Genomic DNA, 19,054 nt, shown 5'->3' on the forward strand with positions numbered 1-19,054 from the left:
CCCGGCGCCACGCCGTCCTTGCAACTACAGTCAATTCAAATGCCGGTCGGCCGCCTTGTCGGCCCGTTCGTTCGCGTTCGCCGTCAGCGCACCTTGAATCCCGAACAATCGGCCTCACTTACTTGAGCATCCCGGCAGACATTTTTTATCAGGTGCGTTCATTGCGCCGGCTGCCCTCTAAAGGAAGGTAAACCTATGCGTATCGATCGTTTAACCAGCAAATTGCAATTGGCGTTATCCGACGCCCAGTCTCTGGCCGTGGGCATGGACCACGCCGCCATCGAGCCATTGCACCTGATGCAGGCCTTACTGGAACAGCAAGGCGGCTCGATCAAATCGCTGCTGATGCAGACCGGTTTTGACGTAAATGTCCTGCGTCAGGCGCTGACCAAAGAGCTCGATCAACTGGCCAAAATCCAGAACCCCACGGGCGACGTTAACCTCTCCCAAGACCTGGCGCGCCTGCTCAATCAGGCCGATCGCCTGTCGCAGCAGAAGGGCGACCAGTTCATTTCCAGCGAACTGGTGCTCCTCGCCGCGTTGGACGAAAACACCAAGCTCGGCAAGCTGCTGCTGGGTCAGGGCGTCAGCAAAAAGGCTCTTGAGAACGCGGTAAACAACCTGCGCGGTGGCGACGCGGTCAACGACCCGAACGTGGAAGAGTCGCGTCAGGCACTGGACAAATACACTGTCGACCTCACCAAGCGCGCTGAAGAAGGCAAGCTTGATCCGGTGATCGGCCGTGACGACGAAATTCGCCGCACCATACAAGTGTTGCAGCGCCGCACCAAAAACAACCCCGTGCTGATCGGCGAACCCGGCGTAGGTAAAACCGCCATCGCCGAAGGCTTGGCGCAGCGCATCGTCAACGGCGAAGTGCCCGACGGCCTTAAAGACAAACGCCTGCTGTCGCTGGACATGGGCGCGCTGATTGCCGGCGCCAAGTTCCGTGGCGAGTTTGAAGAGCGCCTGAAAGCGGTGCTCAACGAACTGTCCAAACAGGAAGGCCGCGTCATTCTGTTTATTGACGAGCTGCACACCATGGTCGGCGCCGGCAAGGCCGAAGGCGCTATGGACGCCGGCAACATGCTCAAACCGTCGCTGGCCCGTGGCGAGCTGCACTGCGTGGGCGCCACCACCTTGAACGAGTACCGCCAGTTCATTGAAAAAGACGCGGCGCTGGAGCGTCGCTTCCAGAAAGTGCTGGTCGATGAGCCGAGCGAGGAAGACACCATCGCCATTTTGCGTGGCCTGAAAGAGCGCTACGAGGTTCACCACAAAGTGGCGATCACCGACGGCGCCATCATCGCTGCAGTAAAACTCAGCCACCGCTACATCACCGACCGCCAGCTGCCCGACAAAGCCATCGACCTGATGGACGAGGCCGCCAGCCGCATCCGTATGGAAATCGACTCCAAGCCGGAGGTGCTCGACCGCCTGGAACGTCGCTTGATTCAACTGAAAGTTGAACGTGAAGCGCTGAAAAAGGAAAGCGACGACGCGGCGCTCAAACGCCTCGACAAATTGCAGGAAGACATCGCCAAGTTCGAGCGCGAATACGCCGATCTGGAAGAAATCTGGAAGTCGGAGAAAGCTGAAGTACAGGGCTCCGCGCAGATTCAGCAAAAAATCGAGCAAGCCCGGCAAGAGCTGGAAACCGCGCGCCGTCGCAGCGATCTGGAGCAAATGGCCAAGCTGCAATACAGCATCATTCCTGATCTTGAACGCAGCCTGCAGATGGTCGACCAGCACGGCAAAACCGAAAACCAATTGCTGCGCAGCCGCGTGACCGAAGAGGAAATTGCCGAAGTCGTCTCGAAGTGGACCGGCATTCCCGTGGCGAAAATGCTCGAAGGCGAGCGCGACAAACTGCTGAAAATGGAAAGCCTGCTGCACCAACGTGTGATCGGCCAGAACGAAGCCGTGACCGCCGTGGCCAGCGCCGTGCGCCGTTCCCGTGCCGGCCTGTCCGACCCGGATCGGCCGAGCGGTTCGTTCCTGTTCCTCGGCCCGACCGGGGTGGGTAAAACCGAGCTGTGCAAAGCCTTGGCCGAGTTCCTGTTCGACACCGAAGAAGCACTGGTGCGCATCGACATGTCGGAGTTTATGGAGAAGCACTCGGTTGCCCGCCTGATCGGCGCACCGCCAGGTTACGTCGGCTACGAAGAGGGCGGTTACCTCACCGAAGCCGTGCGGCGTAAACCTTACTCGGTGGTGCTGCTCGACGAAGTGGAGAAGGCGCACCCGGATGTGTTCAACGTGCTGCTGCAAGTGCTGGAAGACGGCCGCCTAACCGACAGCCACGGCCGCACTGTGGATTTTCGCAACACCGTGATCGTGATGACCTCAAACCTCGGTTCCGCGCAGATTCAGGAATTGGTCGGCGACCAGGAAGCGCAGCGTGCGGCGGTGATGGACGCGGTGAGCAACCACTTCCGCCCAGAGTTCATCAACCGTATCGACGAAGTGGTGATTTTCGAGCCGTTGGCCCGTGACCAGATTGCCGGCATCGCCCAGATTCAATTGGGCCGCCTGCGCAAACGCCTGGCCGAGCGCGAGTTGAACCTGGACTTGAGCGACGAGGCGTTGGACAAGCTGATCGCCGTGGGTTACGACCCGGTCTACGGCGCGCGGCCGCTGAAACGAGCCGTTCAACGCTGGATCGAAAACCCGTTGGCGCAACTGATCCTGAGCGGCAAGTTTGCGCCGGGGTCGACCGTGACCGGCGTGGTCGATGGTGACGAGATTACGTTTGCGTGATCGTCACTGCTGGGCTTCATCCCTGCGATAAGTTGGGGTGTGTCCCAGCCTACGTCCAGTCCACCGTCATTCCCGCGCAGGCGGGAATCCAGGTTTGCATGACGAGCGCATTTACCTGCGCCAGCCTGGATTCCGAGTCGTAGGCTCGCCGCTTTCGCGGGAATGGCGCGGTTTTGAAACCGTTACAGTTACCTTGATCTCCTACTCATCCCCGCTGCCGAACCACTTCCTGCGGATCGGCATGCACCAACACCTCAGCCCGTGGATAAGCCGCAATAATCGCCTTCTCCACCTGCTCGCACAGGTCATGAGCCACCGTCAGGCTCAGCTCTCCTGGCAACTCTAAATGCAACTGCACAAACCAATGCGTGCCCGAGATGCGCGTGCGCAAGTCATGGGCACCCAGCACCCCGGGCACCTGGCAGGCCAGCTCAAGCATGTTGGCGCTGACGTCGGTCGGCAGCTCTTCATCCATCAACACCGCCACCGACTCACGGGCAATCTGCACCGCGCTCCAGAGGATGTAAGCGGCGATGCCCAGCCCGAACAGCGCGTCCAACTGTTGCCAGCCAAACCAGGCCAACACCAATGCCAGCAGAATGCTGCTGTTAAGCAGCAAGTCGGAGCGGTAGTGCAGGGAGTCGGCGCGAATGGCCGTGGAACCGGTGATGCGGATGACGCGGTATTGGAAAGCCAGTAGCGCCACTGTCAGCGCCAGCGACAGCACCATCACGGCAATGCCGAGTTCGGGTGAACCGAGCGGCTCTGGATGACGCAAATGCTCAATGGCTTGCACCGCCACCAACACCGCACTCACCGCAATAAACAACGCCTGGGCAATCGCCGACAAGGCTTCGGCTTTGCCGTGGCCGTAGCGGTGGTCATCGTCGGCGGGGCGTAGCGAGTAGTGCACCGCCAGCAAGTTAAGCAGCGAGGCGGCGCCATCGAGCAGCGAGTCGGTCAGGCCAGCCAGCAAACTCACCGAACCGCTTAACCACCACGCCACGCCTTTGGCCACGATCAGGGTGATCGCTACTGCCAGCGAAGCGAAGGTGGCCTGGCGCAGCAGGCGCTCGTGCGCCGCGCTCAATTTCATGCGGCGGGACGCAGACCAAAAGCGGCCAGTTGTTGCAGGCTGCCGGTGTGCTGAATCAGGCGCGGATCATCCAGCGGCAGGGTGCGGCCGGTTTCCTGTTGAATGAGGGCTTTGAGGCGAACCGGGTCGGCCTTGCCGTCGGCGCCGAGGGTGTCTTGCAGTTTTTGTGGATCGATTTGCGCGCTCTGGCCTTCGGGGAAATAGATGGCGCCGGTGGCGAAGTCGATGCCGAACGCGATCAGGCCGGGAATCACATAGAACAGCAGGCCGATGGCGTCGAGGCCGGCGACCACCGGGTCGATTTTGCCTTCAATCTGGCCACGACGATCCGGGAAGAAAATGCTGCCGCACGCGCTCAGTTGAGTGAGCAGGGCAACGATCAATGCACCACCAATTACACGAGACTTTACGGGCATCGCAAACACTCCTTTGAGATAAACATTGTGCGCGGCGTTGGGGCCGTTTCGCGGCCGACCTTCGCTCGCTGAATCTGGAAAGTGGGCAACTATACAAGCCATGCACGCTCGCCGCAGCAAGCGCTGCCCAGCTAAGACCACAGGTAGCGACTGGCCGTTCGCCGGTATACTCGCCGCCCCACTGTGAACGCCGCCAATGACCTTTCCATGTCCATGACTCCGCTGCCCATCGACGCTGTTTTGCCTGCCCTGCGCGCGGCCCTAACCGAGCGCCACGAAGCCGTGCTGGAAGCGCCGCCCGGTGCCGGTAAAACCACGCGCGTGCCGCTGGCGTTGCTCAACGAAAGCTGGTTGGCCGGGCAGTCGATCATCATGCTCGAACCGCGCCGTCTCGCGGCACGCGCCGCCGCCGAACGGCTGGCCAGTGAACTGGGCGAAGCGGTGGGCGGCACCGTCGGGTATCGCATTCGCCTGGAAAGCAAAGTGAGCGCGGCCACCCGCATTGAAGTGGTGACCGAGGGTATTCTCGCCCGTCGCCTGCAGGACGACCCGGCGCTGGAAGGCGTGGGCTTGGTCATCTTTGACGAATACCACGAGCGCAGCCTCGACGCCGATCTGGCCCTGGCCCTCACCCTTAACGGCCGCGCCTTATTGCGCGAAGACCCGCCGCTAAAAGTGCTGCTGATGTCCGCCACGCTGGAAGGCGAGCGCTTGTTAGCGCTGTTGGACAACGCGCCCGTGGTGCGCAGCGAAGGGCGCATGTTCCCCGTGGAAACCCACTGGGGCCGTCCGTTCCAGCCGGCCGGCCCGTATGCCAAAGAAGGCATCGAACCGCGCACCGTGCAAACGGTGTTGCAAGCGCTAACCGACGAACCCGGCAGCGTCTTGGTGTTTTTGCCGGGGCAGGGCGAGATCCGTCGGGTTAACGATCAACTGGCCGAAGCGCTGCAAGGCCGCAGCGACATTCTGTTGTGTCCATTGCATGGCGATCTGGACCTGCGCGCCCAACGCGCCGCTATCGAGCCGGCGCCCGAGGGGAAACGCAAAGTGGTGCTCGCCACCAACATTGCCGAAACCAGCCTGACCATCGATGGCGTGCGCGTGGTGGTGGACGCCGGTTTTGCCCGCGTGCCGCGTTTCGATCCTGGTAGCGGCATGACCCGCCTCGACACCCAACGCATCTCCCGCGCCAGCGCCACCCAGCGCGCCGGCCGCGCCGGGCGTTTGCAACCGGGCGTGTGTTATCGCCTGTGGTCCCAGGCTCAGCATGAACAGATGGCCGCCTACGGCAGCGCTGAAATTCTGCAAGCCGACCTCGCCGGCCTCGCCTTGCAACTGGCGCGCTGGGGCGTGACGCCGCAGGAGCTGGCCTGGCTCGACGCGCCGCCCAGCGCTTCGTATGCCCAGGCGCAGGACCTGCTCATGCGCCTCGGTGCCTTGCAGGAAAACGGTCAGCTCACGCCCCACGGTCAGGCCATGGCCGAGCTGCCGGCTCATCCGCGCATCGCCCATTTGCTGCTGCGCGGGCAGGCCTTGGGACTTGGCGACTTGGCCTGCGACATCGCTGCGTTGCTCGGCGAGCGCGACATCCAACGCGGCGGCGGGGCGGACTTGCACAGCCGCCTGGCCCTGCTCAGCGGCGAAGAGCGCGGCCAGCGAGGCGGGCAGGGCGGCGTGCAGCGGGCTCGGCAACTGGCTAAACAATTTCGTTCGTACCTGCGCGGCAAACCCACCGAACCGGTCAGCGACCCCGAGCATTCACGCTGGCTGGGCGCACTGCTGGCGTTTGCCTATCCCGACCGTGTTGCCCAGCAACGCCGGACTGGCGGCGGCGAATACCGCTTGGCCAATGGCCGCGCCGCGCAGTTCGGTGAGCCGGATGCACTGATGAAACAGCCGTGGCTGGTGGTCGCCGAATTGGGCAGTCGCCAGGGCCAGCGTGAAGAACGCATCTACCTGGCCGCCGAACTTGACCCGGCGCTGTTCGACAGCGTGCTTCGCGAGCAGGTAACGGTGCGCGAAGAACTCGAGTGGGACGAACGCCAGGGCGCGCTGAAAGCCGAACGGCAATGGCGCGTCGGCGAGCTGGTGCTCAACCGCGAGCCGCTGACTGACCTCGATGAAGCCACCCGCAGCCGCGCCTTGCTCGGCCTGGTCCGCCGCAAAGGCCTGGAACTGTTGCCCTGGACGCCCGAACTGCGCCAGTGGCAAGCGCGCATCGCCTTGTTGCGTCGCCTCGACCTGGCCCAGAACGCCAGCAGCGAATGGCCCGACGTCAGCGACGCGGCCTTGCTGACGAGCCTGGAAACCTGGCTGCAACCTTATCTGGGTAAGGTCACGCGCTTGAGCCACTTCGGCACGCTGGATGTGCACAACATGCTGCAAACCCTGCTGCCCTGGCCGCTGCCGCAGCGCCTGGAACAGCTCGCACCGAAAGCCATTGAAGTGCCGTCCGGCTCGCGCATCGGCATTGATTACAACGACGAGCCGCCCGTGCTGGCGGTGCGCATGCAGGAGCTGTTCGGCCTGGCCGACACCCCGCGCATTGCCGATGGCCGCCAGGTGGTGAAACTCCATCTACTCTCACCAGGGCGCAAGCCGGTGCAAGTCACGCAAGACCTGGCCAACTTCTGGCGCAGCACCTACGCCGAGGTGAAGAAAGAATTGAAGGGCCGTTATCCCAAACATTACTGGCCCGACGACCCTCTTATCGCCGAGCCCACCGCCCGCGCCAAACCTCGCCGCTGAGCGGCACTCATGCAATGCCCAGGGCAGCCGATAGCTGCCCTTCAACCGTTTCGCCGAACACCCTGGAGAATGATGGTATGGCGCTCAATCTGAAGTTTCGCCACAAGATTTTGTTGGCGGCAGGTTTAACCGTGGTGTTTGCCTTCACCGTGTTTGTGCTGTTCAACGACTACCGACAACGGCAAACCCTGCGCGTCGATGCCGAGCGCTCAATGGGTGAGTTGGGCGCGTTGACCACCTCCAATATCCAGACCTGGCTGCGCGGCAACATGGCGTTGGTCGACTCCATGGCGCAGCAAATCAGCGCGCAAGGCGCAGCGCCCGACACGCTCAAGCAAATCGTCGGCCTGCCGGTGTATGGCACGGCGTTTCAGCTCAGCTACTTCGGCGGCGCCGACGGCCTGATGTTCTCGGTGCCGGCCGGCTCACGCGCCGCAGACTACGACCCTCGGGCGCGTGGCTGGTACAAAGCCGCCACGGCCGCCGGGCAGACCGTGGTCACCGAACCCTACATCGCCGCCTCGTCGGGCAAGCTGGTAATTACTGTCGCCACGCCGGTCAAACAAGGCGGGCAAGTGATCGGCGTGGCCGGGGCCGACATTGATCTGGGCAGCGTCAGCGCCACCATCAACTCGCTGGACTTCGACGGCCACGGCCACGCGTTTATCGTCAGCAGCGACGGCAAAATCCTCATTCACCCGAACAAAGACCTGATCCTCAAAACCCTCGGCGAAGCCTTTCCGGGCAGCGGTCTGGTGGCCAAAAGCGGGCTCAGCGATGTGACAGTCAATGGCGAAGACATGCTGGTGCAGTTCACCCCGATGCAAGGCGTCGCCTCGGCGAACTGGCAGCTGGGCTTGGCACTGGAGCAGTCCTTCGCCTTCTCGATGCTCAAGGAATTTCGCGTAACCGCCACCTTGGCCACCGTGATTGCCGTAATCGCCATCATCACCTTGCTCAGCATCCTGATCCGCGTGCTGATGCAACCGTTGTTTGTCATGGGCAAGGCCATGCAGGACATTGCCGAAGGCGAGGGCGACCTGACCCGGCGGCTGGTGGTATTGCGCCAGGACGAGTTCGGCCAGATGGGCACCTCGTTCAACCGCTTCGTTGAGCGTATTCACCAGTCGATCAAAGAGGTGTCGTCGGCGACTCAGCACGTAAACGAAGTGGTGTCCCGCGTGTTGGCCGCCTCCAATGCCTCGTTGCAGAACTCCGACCAACAGGCCTCGCGTACCACCAGTGTGGCGGCGGCCATCAACGAGCTGGGCGCTGCTGCCCATGAAATTGCCCGCAATGCGGCCGTCGCTTCGGAAAGCTCGGCCGACGCCAGCGCCTTGTCCGCCGAAGGGCAGCAAGTGCTGGGCCAGTCGATTAGCTCCATGCGCGAGCTGTCGCAAAAAATCAGCGAGTCGTGCGGCACCATCGAAACGTTGAACGCCAAGACGGCCAACATCGGCCAGATTCTCGAAGTGATCACCGGCATTTCCCAGCAGACCAACCTCTTGGCGTTAAACGCCGCCATCGAGGCTGCGCGTGCCGGTGAAGCGGGGCGCGGCTTTGCCGTGGTGGCCGATGAAGTGCGCAACCTGGCGCACCGCACACAAGAGTCGGCGCAGCAGGTTCAGCAGATGATCGACGAACTGCAAACCGGCGCCCGCAGCGCCGTGAGCACCATGGAAGAAAGTCAGAAACAGAGCGACAAAACCGTGCAGGTCGCCAATCTGGCCGGCGAGCGGTTGGGCAGCGTGACCAGTCGCATCGACGAAATCGACGGCATGAACCAGTCGGTCGCCACCGCCACCGAAGAACAAACCGCCGTGGTTGAAACCATCAACATGGACATCACCGAAATCAACACCCTCAACCAGGACGGCGTCGAAAACCTGCGCACCACCTTGCAGGCGTGCAAAGAGTTGGAACAGCAGGCGGCGCAGCTAAGCCAGTTGGTGCGCAGTTTCAGGATTTAAACAAAGCGAGCCCGGCTTCTGTTGATCGGCTGGGCGGCATTCCGATTAGCCGCGATGCTTTTGCATTACGGCTGCGCCTTTTCCGGCAACAAAAACCGCGCCACCAGCGGCAGGTGATCGGAGATTCGCAAGGTATCCACCTGCCGCACATTCGCCGCTACCCGCGCCAGCATCGGGCTGTGGAAGAGGTAGTCGAGGGTGCGGTCGGGGCCGGTGGCCTGCGGGTCGTTGGGGAAATGGGTGTACCACGCGGCTTGATTCGCGCCGCCGGTTTCTTCAAGGCTCGGAATCATCGGGTACTTGCCTGCCAACACCTGCAGCTCGCTTTGCGGCGCATACCAACTGCGCTGACGCTCGGACAACCGTTCGTACTGGCCTGGCGGCAACAGGTTGAAATCCCCACCGATCAACCACGGCGTATTGGCGACGTTCAAGGCGTGCAGCTGCTCGTCGATCATCGCCACTTGCCGTTGCATGGTGTCGTCGCCCTGGGCGAAGGCATCCAGGTGGGTGTTGATTACCGCCATTTGGCCACCGTCGCGGATCGGCAAGTAGCTGACCAGCATGGCGCGCTTGAGGTTGAACTGGCGCGTGAGCAAATCAGCCGGCGGCGTTGGCAGCTGCAAACGCTCGGCCTGGCTGATGCGGTAACGGCTCAGGGTGCCGAGTTTCATGCCCACGCTGCCGCGAATTTTCGGGTGCGGCACAAACGAGGCTTTCCAGTAGAACGCTTGGCTGCTGCACGGATAAAGGTCGGCCAGCCGCTCATGCAGCAGGGCCATCTGGTCTTGGTAATCGGTGGCCTTGGTGTTCTCGTGCAGCTCTTGCAGCAGCACGACATCGGCCTGTTCATCACGCAGGATGCGCACCACTTCGTCCAGGCTGTAGGCCAGGTCCGCGGCGGTGGGGCGGGTGTCGGGGCCGCTGCCGTCGGCCAGGTCGTACCAGAACACGTAGCGCTTGCCGGCCAGGTATTGCACGTTCCAAGTCACCACCTTGAGCGCCTGACCGGGTTGCAACGTGGCGGTATTCGCCTCGCAACTCAGCGCAGCGGGTTCGCGGTCGGCCGGGTGCCAGGTGATGCTGTACACCAGCACGCAAAGGGCAACGGCAAACAATACGGTGATCAGCAGTAGTTTTCGGAACGGAAACGGGCGTAACACAGGCATGAGCAGTGGCCAATTGGCGAGAAAGATGCGAACCGGAGCATAACCGAGCACAGCGTTTAGCCCAAATGGCCCGGGTGGCTGGCGAATGTCATAGACAGCACTGTAGATTACGCCGCGGTTGTACGATCTCTCGACAATCCCGCCCGAGCCAAGGGTACGGGCCTCTTATTAAGGATGATAAATGCGCTGGGCATTGTTGCTGCTCACCGTGCTCTGCCAGCTCGTGGTTGCTGCCGAGCGCGCGCCGTTGCGGGTGATGACCGACCTCTGGCCGCCGTTTCGCATGCTCAATGCGCAGGGCGAACTGGTGGGGCTGGACATCGACGTGCTGAACGAAATCGGGCGCCGTAGCGGGCTGCACTTCGACATCCAGCGCGCACCGTGGGCGCGGGGGCTGGCGGACCTGCAACAAGGCCGCGCGGACCTGATGATCGGCCTGGCGAAAACCGCCGACCGCGAACAGTACGTGCAGTATCTGCCCACCCCGTATTACGCCTGCGCACCGCGCTTCTATACCGCCAGTGCGGCGGCCGGCCAGGTGCAGCGCTACGCGGACTTGCAAGGCAAAGTGATCGGCTTCGTCCATGAGTCGGTTTATTTCGAGCCGTTCGACTCCGACACCGCCTTGGTCAAACACGGCGTCAACAACGAGCAGCAGTTGCTGGAAATGTTGCTGCGTGGAAGGTTGGCCGCGTTTATTGGCACCGACTGCCAGGTCGACTATGAGCTGCTGCAGCCGCAATACGCCGCCACCATCGCCAAGACCCGCTATCAGCCCCTGGCAAAAACAGAGCTGTTTATAGGTTTTTCCCGCGTGCTGGAACAGTCCAGCGAGCAGGCGCTGATGAGCGCGGCATTGAAGAAAATGCTGGCGGAGGGCTGGATCACGCGCCAGGCCAAGCGCTACCAGGCGCAGCGCTAGGGCGCTTCAGCCTGCCGGAGGCTCTACATAGATTTCATACAGCGAGGTCGCTTCCCAATAGGTGGCCTCGATCTTGTGGCCGTCCAGGTCGCGCACAAAGCAGCCGTAGTACTGCTCGCCATAGTGCGGGCGCGGGCCGGGTGGGCCATCAGCGCTGGCACCGGCGTTGAGGGCAGCGGCGTAGAAGGCGTCTACCGAGGCTTTGTCTTGGGCGACAAAGCCAATGTGCGTGCCGTTGCCGACCGTGGCGGGTTGCTCGTCGAAGGGGGTTTGCAGCCAGAACTCGGGGTACATGCGGCCGTACGCCACGGCGCCGGGATGCTCCAACAGCCGCTGGCAACCCAGGGTCGCCAGCACCCGGTCGTAAAACGCCACCGCGCGCTCGAAGTGATTGGTACCTACAGACACGTGGGAAAGAACGCTGGGATTGCTCTCGGGCATGGTTTGGGCTCCGGAAACGGCACTCCCCAAGCCTAGCTGGAAATCAGCCGCGCGCCGTTTCGCTGCTGATCAGCATAAACAGCCGGAACGTCACCACACTGGCGAACAACTGCAGGAAGCCGTTGGCGCAATCCAGCACGAACAGCATCAGCTCGTTGTCTTTGCCAGCGAGGTTGAAGCTCAGCAGATCCAGCGCCCAGAGCGGCACCATCACGCAGAGCACGCACAGCAGAATCCGCGCGAAATGGCCGTTGGTTTGGCTGAAGCTGTCCCGCATCGCCGCCAGCGGGCTGAGGCCACGCAGCACCAGCAGGTATTCGGAAAAGGCCAGCTTGACGATCACATACAAGCCGGGAATCACCATCAGGCTGATGCCCACCATGATCAACAACGTGCTGAGCGCCGCCAGCACCGCAAAGCACGGCCACAGGCTGAGGGCCAGTGCCCACACATTGCTGCGCGCCGGCTGTTCACCACTGCTGCGCGCCGCCAGGAAAATAATCAGCGAGCCGGTGTACAACGGGTAGAAAAACAAGCCGATCACCACGCTGTAAGCCGGCGAGGTATCCGGCCCGCTGGCGCTGGCCAAGGCGTATTGCGCCAGGCTTTCCAACATGATCAGCGGCAGACAGAGCAGGGCGATGCTCAGCAGGTTACGGCTGAAAAAGAACCAGGCATCGCGGATAACGGGAAAAGGATTCATCGCAAACGGTCACGGCAGCAGGAGCAAGGCCGCCACTGTAGCCGAAGGGCGGCGGTGCACCAACGGGCCAATTGTGGCGACCGGTTGGCAGATTGCTTCGGCCATTTCCTACGCGGTGATGGCATACTGCCCACACTTTGGCCGCCCAGGAGTTAGGGCTGGTGAAAAGAATTGCCGTGTTCGCCGATGTGCAGAACCTTTACTACACCGTACGTCAGGCCCATGGCTGCCACTTCAATTACTCGGCGCTATGGGCAGACATCGCCCAGCACGGGGAAATCGTCGAGGCGTACGCCTACGCCATCGATCGTGGCGATCCCAAGCAGCAGCAATTCCAGCAAATTCTGCGCAACCTCGGCTTTACCGTGCGGCTTAAACCCTACATCCAACGCAGCGACGGCTCGGCCAAAGGCGACTGGGACGTGGGCATCACCATCGACATCATGGACGCCGCCCAACGCGTCGACTGCGTGGTGCTGGCCTCCGGCGATGGTGACTTCGACATGCTGCTCGACAAGGTTCGCAGCTACGGCACTGAAGCTGTGGCGTACGGCGTGCCGGGCCTTACGGCGCAATCATTGGTGCGGGCTGCCACACGCTATGTACCCATCGAAGGCGCGCTACTGCTGCGGTAACTACCGGCCGGCTGCGCGTCGGCTGCGCGGCGTTAAAAATGGTTTTTGAATGCTCATTGGCTACAGCCAACTGCGCTTCAAAAACCATTTTTGCCTTGCGCAGCTCTAGCTCGCTCGGCCTTGAGCGGCGTTAGAAGGCGAAAACGCTGTTAACCTACGCGGCCGTTGAAACCGCCGAGACCGACCGTGGAACCCATCGCTGTAATCGACTTTGAAACCACCGGCATTTCCCCTGGCCAGAGTTGCCGTGCGACTGAAATTGCAGCGGTAATCGTCGAAGACGGGCGCATCGTCGGGCGCTTTCAAAGCCTGATGAAAACGGGCGTGTGGGTGCCGCCGTTCATTGAGAACCTGACCGGCATCAGCAACGCCATGTTGCGCGCCGCGCCGCCGGCCGATGAGGTGATGGAGGCGGTGGCCGAGTTCGTTGGCGACATTCCGCTGGTGGCGCACAACGCTTCGTTCGACCAAAAATTCTGGGACGCCGAGCTCGCGCTGATCCGCCGTCAGCGCCGGCAAACCTTCGCCTGCTCCATGCTCCTGGCGCGTCGGCTGCTGCCGCAGGCGCCGAACCATAAGCTCGGCACGCTCAACAGCTGGGCGCGCTTGCCCGTCACCGGCAAGGCTCACCGGGCCATGGCCGACGCCGAAATGGCCGCCAACCTCACCCTGTTTATGACCGGTCAACTGCGCGACGAGCACGGCATTCAAGCCATCTCCCACAACCTGTTGTGCCGCCTGCAAAAAGTGCCGGCCGCGAAAATTGGCGAAGCGCTGAAACTGGCGCGTAACGCCTGAAGAAGCGGACAGGGTAAACTGCGCGCTTTCCTGGCAACGCCCCCTGGTTACCCTTATGACTTTCGCCGCCCTTGGTCTGATCGAACCCCTGCTGCGCGCGCTCGAAGCGCTCGACTACAAAACCCCGTCGCCGATTCAGGCCCAGGCCATTCCGGCCGTGCTGGCCGGCCGCGACCTGATGGCCGCCGCCCAGACCGGCACCGGCAAAACCGCCGGTTTCGCCTTGCCGCTGCTGCAGCGCTTGACCCTCGAAGGGCCGACCGTTTCCAGCAACTCGGTGCGCGCGCTGGTGCTGTGTCCGACCCGCGAGCTGGCCGAGCAGGTGCACGAAAGCATTCGTGTGTATGGGCAGAATCTGCCGTTGACCACCTACGCGGTGTACGGCGGCGTGAGCATCAACCCGCAGATGATGAAACTGCGCAAAGGCGTCGATATTCTGGTCGCCACGCCGGGGCGGCTGCTTGACCTGTTCCGCCAGAACGCCGTCAAGTTCGGCCAGCTGCAAACCCTGATCCTCGATGAAGCCGACCGCATGCTCGACTTGGGCTTCTCTGAAGAACTGCGCGATATCTACGCGGCGCTGCCGAAAAAACGCCAGACGTTACTGTTCTCCGCCACCTTCTCGGACGCCATCCGCGCGCTGGCCGGCAACACCCTGAACGACCCGCTGAGCATCGAAGTGAGCCCGCGCAACGTGGCGGCCAGCAGCGTGAAGCAGTGGGTTATTCCGGTGGATAAAAAGCGCAAGCCTGAGCTGTTTTCCCACCTGCTGAAAAAGCACCGCTGGGGCCAGGTACTGGTGTTCGCCAAAACCCGCAACGGCGTCGATCAGCTCTGCGAAATGCTTCAGCAGCAAGGCGTCAACGCTGATGGGATCCACGGCGACAAACCGCAAGCCACCCGCCAGCGCGCCCTGGACCGGTTCAAAACGCGTGAGGTTCAAATACTCGTGGCCACCGACGTAGCGGCGCGTGGGCTGGACATCGACGACCTGCCGCTGGTGGTCAACTTCGACCTGCCTATCGTCGCCGAAGACTACGTGCACCGCATCGGCCGTACCGGCCGCGCGGGCAACAGCGGTCAGGCGATTTCCCTGGTGTGTGCCGATGAAGTGCAGTTGCTATCGGCCATCGAAGTGCTCACCCGCCAGACCCTGCAACGCAGCGAAGAGCAAGACTTCGAACCCGAGCACCGCGTACCGATGACCGACCCCACCGGCCAGGTACTGAAAAAACCGAAGAAACCGAAAAAGCCAAAAACCGGCGGCGGTGGCGGCAAGAAAACCCTGGGCAAATGGACCGAAAGCGCCGAGCCGCTGGACGCACCGGTGAAAGCCATTCGCAAAGTGCCCAGCTTTAACACCGGGCCGCGCAAGAAGAAATGACCGACCGCCCCGCTTTTTGTAGGAGCGGCTTCAGCCGCGATTGGCCGGGCCTGGAACCGCAGGGGTTAAGGTCAAGAGCATCGCGGCTAAAGCCGCTCCCACAGGTGCAGGGCGATAAGTGTGGGAGCGGCTTCAGCCGCGATTGGCCTGGACAAAACGAGCGCGAAGCGCGCGGCGGGGCTCACGACACGCGCTTGTGCACCGCCGCCTCAGTCGCGTCGTAGATCACCACGCAAATGTGCTCCACCTGCCCGCCGCTAGAGGCTAGCGGCAGCAGGGTGACGTTCTGGTACATAAAGTCGGCGCGGCCGGTGATGGGTTGGTAGTTTTTGAAATGCACCAAGTACGGCCGCTGCTCCCACAGGCTGAACGCCCGCGTGCCGAGGGTGACCACGGTGTCGACCTTGCGCCGAAACCAGTCTTCGTCAATTTCCTTAAACAAGTCGAATAACGACTTGCCGTGCACCTCATCCGGGCCCAAGCCGGAGTGGTTTTCCATAAAGCTGTTAAACACTTCCACGCGGTATTGGCGGTCGAGCACGATCACGCCCACATCGATGCATTGCACGATATCCAGCAGCCAGTGAACTTCTTTGATGTCGATCTGCGCAGGCATGGGCCGGGTCTCAGTTCATCAGGTAATTGATTTTGTACGTCAGGCGCTGAATCGAATCTTCGGTAAACAGCAGCAGCAAGTCGAAGTGCACGTTGTGGCCTTCCAGGCTGTAGCTGATTTCCACCGCCAGGGTTTTGCGCCAGCGCTGTTTGTTCACCGTGATCAGGCTTTCAATCGAGCTGTGCAGGCCGAGCAGTTGCGGGTGGCCTTGGGAAAAGCGTACGTCGATCTGTTCGGAAATGCCGCTCAGGCACGCGCCGATCAGAATACTCGCCAGGTCCAGGAGCATTTCCGATACATCGTGTTCGTCCTTGGGCTGCCACTTGAACAGGCGGCCGATATCGGCAATTTCCGAATCGTGAAACAGCAGCAGCGCTTCGCCAGCGATGCCGTCGCCGATGAAGCCCTGGCACAACGCGCTGTAGCGCTCGCCGCGTTGCGCATCGGCCAGGGTCATGTGCAATTCGCTGACTTCGAAGATATTGACGGTCGGCACCGGCAGCTCGACAAACACCCCCAGCACCTTGGCCAGCAACGCGGCGGCGCGGCCCATGGCCACGTTGGTGATCTCGCGCAGGGCATCGCGGAAATTCACTTTCAGCTCAAACGCCGGACGCTCCGGCACGTCAGCCGGCGGGGCAGGCTGGCCCAGCAAGTTCAGGCGTTCGAGGGTTTCGCGCAGCTTTTCGGGCTCAGCCGGCTTCTTGATAAAGGCCAGCGCGCCCAGTTCCATCACGCGGCGCATGGCCTCTTCTTGCACGTCGCCGGAGACCACCACCACTTTCGCCGCCAAGCCTTCAGCGCGCAGGGCGGCAAGCACTTCGTAGCCGTCCATCACCGGCATCGTCAGGTCGAGCAACACCACCTGGCCGAGGCCTTGGCGAATCGCCTGCATGGCTTCCTGGCCATGGGCGGCTTGGGTGATAGACACCGGCCAATCCGCTGGGAGTGAGCGGATCAACTGTTTGCGGGCCATCATGGAGTCGTCGCAGACCAACAAAGGAATCACTATCGCGTTACCACCATGAGCAAGAAGAAATGCGGCCAGCCGCTGACCGAATGAAAGCAAGCATAGTCGTCAGTGCTGGTTGCCGCTCAGCGGAGCAGGCGTTACCTGCAGTGACGTTTACTGGTGCCGATTGGCCCATGCTGGTGCATTACCGAGCCGGTTAAAAGCGCCATCGGGCGCCAGGCTGGGGGTTTCAGGATAATGGCGCAAAACCTGCATTCTCGTTCGCTATTCTGAACATTGGCTGAAGCCCCACCGCTATGCGCCACAAGGACCTGAAACACTGGACCACCGGATTCGCCCATTTGCTCACCCTGCCAACCGGCCGGCCGCGCTTGCTGGGCCTTAGCCAGTGGTTGAAGCAAATCTGCCCGGTCGATCACTTCGTACTCTTCATCTATGAAGGCAACCACCGCCCGCTGGCGCTGTTCGACACCTTTGCCGCAGACAAACGCAAAATCTACGTCGACGACTACCAGGTTGGCCCCTATTTGCTGGACCCGTTCTACCTCGCCTGCACCCGAGATCAGCCGCCTGGCCTGTGGCGTTTGCGCCAATTCGCGCCGGACCACTTTTACCTCGGCGAGTATTACCTCAACTATTACCAACTCACCGGACTGGCCGAGGAAGTGGCGTTTTTCGTCGACCTCGCCGACGGCGCCAAGGCCGTGCTGTCGCTGATGCGCAGCACCACCAGCCCGGCATTCAGCCGCGACGAAGTGCAATTGCTGGAATGTGCCGAAGCGGTGGTCAGCGAGGTGGTGCGTGAAGCGTGGCAAGCGTGTCGGGTCCAACGCCCGGCGCAAGACCTTGACCATAAAATTCGCGCCGCCTTCGACCAATTCGGCGCCCACAGCCTGACCGCGCGCGAGCAGGAAATTGTGCAGCTGTTGCTGCGCGGCCACTCCAGCGCCTCGGTGGCCGAGCAGCTGGAAATCAGCCCCGGCACGGTGAAAATTCACCGCAAGAACATCTACGCCAAGCTGGGTATTGGCAGCCAGGCCGAGTTGTTGGGCTTGTTCATTCGCGAGCTGGCAGGGTCCGAAGGCGGCGAAGAGTTCGCCTTGCGCCACGCTTCGTGAGCCATCAATCGAGGCTAAAGCCTCTCCCACACTGAATCGCGACTCTGTAGGAGAGGCTTCAGCCTCGAGCTTTTGCTTTCATGGGCTCTCTATCCCCCAAGGGATATATACGCCCGCAAACCCCCGTTGCTAGTTTCTCCCCAACGCAGATAAGAACCAGAAAGGGGCGAGCGGTGAGCGATTCCAGCCAAGCATTCGATATCGAATTCCGTCAGGTGGTTAAGCGCTACGGCGCCACGCCGGCGGTGAACGGCGTGAGTTTCCAGGTGCGGCGCGGCGCCTTTCATTCGTTTCTCGGCAGCTCAGGCTGCGGCAAAACCACCACCTTGCGCATGATTGCTGGCTTCGAGCAGCCGTGCGAAGGCGAGGTATTGCTCGCCGGTCGTTCGGTGGCGGGCGTGCCGGCGTTCCAGCGGCCGGTGAACATGGTGTTCCAGAGCTACGCGCTGTTCCCGCACCTGAGCGTGGCCGACAACATCGCCTATGGCCTGCGCTACCAGACCCCGCGTCCAGACAAAAAACAACAGCGCCGCCTCGCCGACGAAGCCCTGGAAATGGTTCGCCTCAGCGGCTACGGGCAACGCAAACCGAGCGAGCTGTCGGGCGGGCAACAACAACGCGTGGCCCTGGCCCGCGCGCTGGTGAACAAGCCAACCGTATTGCTGCTCGACGAACCCCTGGCCGCGCTGGACCGCAAGCTGCGCAAGGAAATGCAGTCCGAATTGCTGCGTTTGCAGCGCGAGGTGGGCATCACCTTTGTGCTGGTTACCCACGACCAGGAAGAGGCGTTGTCCATGAGCGACAGCATCAGCGTGATGCAGGACGGCCTCATCGTGCAGACCGCCAGCCCCGAGCAACTCTACGAAACCCCCGCCAGCCGTTACGTCGCCGACTTTATCGGTGAATCCAACCTGTTCAACGGCACCGTGCGCCGTATCGACGGCGACAGCGTGGTACTAGAAACCGCCCAGGGCCTACAACTGAGCAGCCCGCGCAGCCCGAAGCGGCGTGGCCTTGAGCCCGCAAGTGGAAGGCTGCATCGCGGTGCGCCCCGAGCTGATCAGCATCGGCGCCGCCAACACACCGCTGGGCCGGGAAGTGACCCTGAACGGCCGCGTGGAAGACCGCATTTATCTGGGCAACCTCACTGAATACCGCGTGCGCACCGATCCCTTCGGCATCGTCTGCGTGCGCGTTCCGCGAGTGCGCGAACACAACCAGGCAAGTTTCGAACACGGCGCCGCCGTGCAGATTGGATGGGACCAGGCCAATGGCTTGGCGATGGGGCTTTGATAGGCAGCGCAG

The 19,054-nt window shown here is 62.0% G+C and carries 15 protein-coding genes and 2 pseudogenes; 10 read left to right on the forward strand and 7 right to left on the reverse strand.

Going from position 1 to position 19,054, the window contains the following annotated elements:
• Positions 1-195: 195 nt before the first annotated feature.
• Positions 196-2,760, forward strand: coding sequence for an ATP-dependent chaperone ClpB (gene clpB / locus ACZZZP_RS03010; RefSeq protein ID WP_463381756.1), 2,565 nt, complete (start codon positions 196-198; stop codon positions 2,758-2,760).
• A 205-nt stretch (positions 2,761-2,965) separates the two neighbouring features.
• Here clpB and ACZZZP_RS03015 read toward each other — a convergent pair whose 3' ends face one another.
• Together ACZZZP_RS03015 and ACZZZP_RS03020 are read right to left on the reverse strand one after the other, a co-directional pair.
• A complete protein-coding gene (locus tag ACZZZP_RS03015; RefSeq protein ID WP_463381757.1) occupies positions 2,966-3,856 on the reverse strand; it encodes a cation diffusion facilitator family transporter in 891 nt (296 codons plus the stop codon).
• On the reverse strand, positions 3,853-4,272 hold the full coding sequence (locus tag ACZZZP_RS03020; RefSeq protein ID WP_122492937.1) for a polyribonucleotide nucleotidyltransferase: 420 nt from the start codon (positions 4,270-4,272) through the stop codon (positions 3,853-3,855). Before ACZZZP_RS03020 ends, ACZZZP_RS03015 begins: the two co-directional genes overlap by 4 nt.
• 213 nt (positions 4,273-4,485) lie before the next feature.
• Between ACZZZP_RS03020 and hrpB the strand changes: the two genes are divergently transcribed.
• The 3 genes and pseudogenes from hrpB (at position 4,486) to ACZZZP_RS03035 (ending at position 8,990) form a co-directional block, all read left to right on the forward strand.
• Positions 4,486-7,020: an ATP-dependent helicase HrpB gene (gene hrpB / locus ACZZZP_RS03025; RefSeq protein WP_463384635.1), complete on the forward strand. Its 2,535-nt coding sequence runs from the start codon at positions 4,486-4,488 to the stop codon at positions 7,018-7,020.
• Positions 7,021-7,232: 212 nt separating this feature from the next.
• A pseudogene (locus ACZZZP_RS03030) lies at positions 7,233-8,135 on the forward strand (HAMP domain-containing protein); the annotation flags it as partial.
• A gap of 129 nt (positions 8,136-8,264) precedes the next feature.
• Positions 8,265-8,990, forward strand: a complete 726-nt coding sequence (locus ACZZZP_RS03035; protein WP_463384636.1) for a methyl-accepting chemotaxis protein — start codon at positions 8,265-8,267, stop codon at positions 8,988-8,990.
• 65 nt (positions 8,991-9,055) lie between these two features.
• On the opposite strand, the gene ACZZZP_RS03040 is transcribed toward ACZZZP_RS03035, so the two are convergent.
• Complete coding sequence (locus ACZZZP_RS03040) at positions 9,056-10,159, reverse strand: endonuclease/exonuclease/phosphatase family protein (RefSeq protein ID WP_463381758.1); 1,104 nt, start codon at positions 10,157-10,159, stop codon at positions 9,056-9,058.
• A 181-nt stretch (positions 10,160-10,340) separates the two neighbouring features.
• Here ACZZZP_RS03040 and ACZZZP_RS03045 point away from each other — a divergent pair, with 181 nt between their 5' ends.
• On the forward strand, positions 10,341-11,081 hold the full coding sequence (locus ACZZZP_RS03045) for a transporter substrate-binding domain-containing protein (protein WP_122492935.1): 741 nt from the start codon (positions 10,341-10,343) through the stop codon (positions 11,079-11,081).
• Between the two features lie 6 nt (positions 11,082-11,087).
• Here the strand turns inward: ACZZZP_RS03045 and ACZZZP_RS03050 are convergent, their stop codons facing one another.
• Positions 11,088-11,522 carry a VOC family protein gene (locus tag ACZZZP_RS03050; protein WP_463381759.1) on the reverse strand — a complete coding sequence of 145 codons (435 nt, stop codon included), beginning with the start codon at positions 11,520-11,522 and terminating at the stop codon, positions 11,088-11,090.
• A gap of 43 nt (positions 11,523-11,565) precedes the next feature.
• A complete protein-coding gene (locus ACZZZP_RS03055; protein WP_463381760.1) occupies positions 11,566-12,225 on the reverse strand; it encodes a YciC family protein in 660 nt (219 codons plus the stop codon).
• Positions 12,226-12,386: 161 nt separating this feature from the next.
• Here ACZZZP_RS03055 and ACZZZP_RS03060 point away from each other — a divergent pair, with 161 nt between their 5' ends.
• The 3 genes from ACZZZP_RS03060 (at position 12,387) to ACZZZP_RS03070 (ending at position 15,042) form a co-directional block, all read left to right on the forward strand.
• Positions 12,387-12,860, forward strand: coding sequence for a LabA-like NYN domain-containing protein (locus ACZZZP_RS03060; RefSeq protein ID WP_122492932.1), 474 nt, complete (start codon positions 12,387-12,389; stop codon positions 12,858-12,860).
• A gap of 186 nt (positions 12,861-13,046) precedes the next feature.
• Positions 13,047-13,658 (forward strand): 3'-5' exonuclease, encoded by a 612-nt coding sequence (locus ACZZZP_RS03065; protein ID WP_463381761.1) that lies wholly within the window; start codon positions 13,047-13,049, stop codon positions 13,656-13,658.
• Positions 13,659-13,713: 55 nt separating this feature from the next.
• The gene (locus ACZZZP_RS03070) at positions 13,714-15,042 is read left to right on the forward strand and encodes a DEAD/DEAH box helicase (RefSeq protein WP_463381762.1); all 1,329 of its coding nucleotides are present in this window, start codon (positions 13,714-13,716) and stop codon (positions 15,040-15,042) included.
• 181 nt (positions 15,043-15,223) lie between these two features.
• Here ACZZZP_RS03070 and ACZZZP_RS03075 read toward each other — a convergent pair whose 3' ends face one another.
• Both ACZZZP_RS03075 and ACZZZP_RS03080 read right to left on the reverse strand, forming a co-directional pair.
• Positions 15,224-15,658 carry a PAS domain-containing protein gene (locus tag ACZZZP_RS03075; protein WP_122492929.1) on the reverse strand — a complete coding sequence of 145 codons (435 nt, stop codon included), beginning with the start codon at positions 15,656-15,658 and terminating at the stop codon, positions 15,224-15,226.
• A 10-nt stretch (positions 15,659-15,668) separates the two neighbouring features.
• A complete protein-coding gene (locus ACZZZP_RS03080) occupies positions 15,669-16,667 on the reverse strand; it encodes a response regulator (protein ID WP_463381763.1) in 999 nt (332 codons plus the stop codon).
• Positions 16,668-16,927: 260 nt separating this feature from the next.
• On the opposite strand from ACZZZP_RS03080, the gene ACZZZP_RS03085 reads away from it, so the two are divergent.
• Together ACZZZP_RS03085 and ACZZZP_RS03090 are read left to right on the forward strand one after the other, a co-directional pair.
• Complete coding sequence (locus ACZZZP_RS03085; RefSeq protein ID WP_463381764.1) at positions 16,928-17,749, forward strand: LuxR C-terminal-related transcriptional regulator; 822 nt, start codon at positions 16,928-16,930, stop codon at positions 17,747-17,749.
• 173 nt (positions 17,750-17,922) lie between these two features.
• A pseudogene (locus ACZZZP_RS03090) lies at positions 17,923-19,042 on the forward strand (ABC transporter ATP-binding protein).
• The last annotated feature ends 12 nt before the right edge of the window (positions 19,043-19,054 follow it).

Source organism: Pseudomonas sp. AC211 (assembly GCF_979258055.1).

What these genes read in the sequence shown, in the direction of transcription:
- ACZZZP_RS03045 (WP_122492935.1), top strand. Translation starts at nt 10,341, where the DNA reads ATGCGCTGGGCATTGTTGCTGCTCACCGTGCTCTGCCAGCTCGTGGTT.
- ACZZZP_RS03075 (WP_122492929.1), bottom strand. Translation starts at nt 15,658, where the DNA reads ATGCCTGCGCAGATCGACATCAAAGAAGTTCACTGGCTGCTGGATATC.
- hrpB (WP_463384635.1), top strand. Translation starts at nt 4,486, where the DNA reads ATGACTCCGCTGCCCATCGACGCTGTTTTGCCTGCCCTGCGCGCGGCC.
- ACZZZP_RS03040 (WP_463381758.1), bottom strand. Translation starts at nt 10,159, where the DNA reads ATGCCTGTGTTACGCCCGTTTCCGTTCCGAAAACTACTGCTGATCACC.
- ACZZZP_RS03070 (WP_463381762.1), top strand. Translation starts at nt 13,714, where the DNA reads ATGACTTTCGCCGCCCTTGGTCTGATCGAACCCCTGCTGCGCGCGCTC.
- ACZZZP_RS03020 (WP_122492937.1), bottom strand. Translation starts at nt 4,272, where the DNA reads ATGCCCGTAAAGTCTCGTGTAATTGGTGGTGCATTGATCGTTGCCCTG.
- clpB (WP_463381756.1), top strand. Translation starts at nt 196, where the DNA reads ATGCGTATCGATCGTTTAACCAGCAAATTGCAATTGGCGTTATCCGAC.
- ACZZZP_RS03085 (WP_463381764.1), top strand. Translation starts at nt 16,928, where the DNA reads ATGCGCCACAAGGACCTGAAACACTGGACCACCGGATTCGCCCATTTG.
- ACZZZP_RS03015 (WP_463381757.1), bottom strand. Translation starts at nt 3,856, where the DNA reads ATGAAATTGAGCGCGGCGCACGAGCGCCTGCTGCGCCAGGCCACCTTC.
- ACZZZP_RS03050 (WP_463381759.1), bottom strand. Translation starts at nt 11,522, where the DNA reads ATGCCCGAGAGCAATCCCAGCGTTCTTTCCCACGTGTCTGTAGGTACC.
- ACZZZP_RS03055 (WP_463381760.1), bottom strand. Translation starts at nt 12,225, where the DNA reads ATGAATCCTTTTCCCGTTATCCGCGATGCCTGGTTCTTTTTCAGCCGT.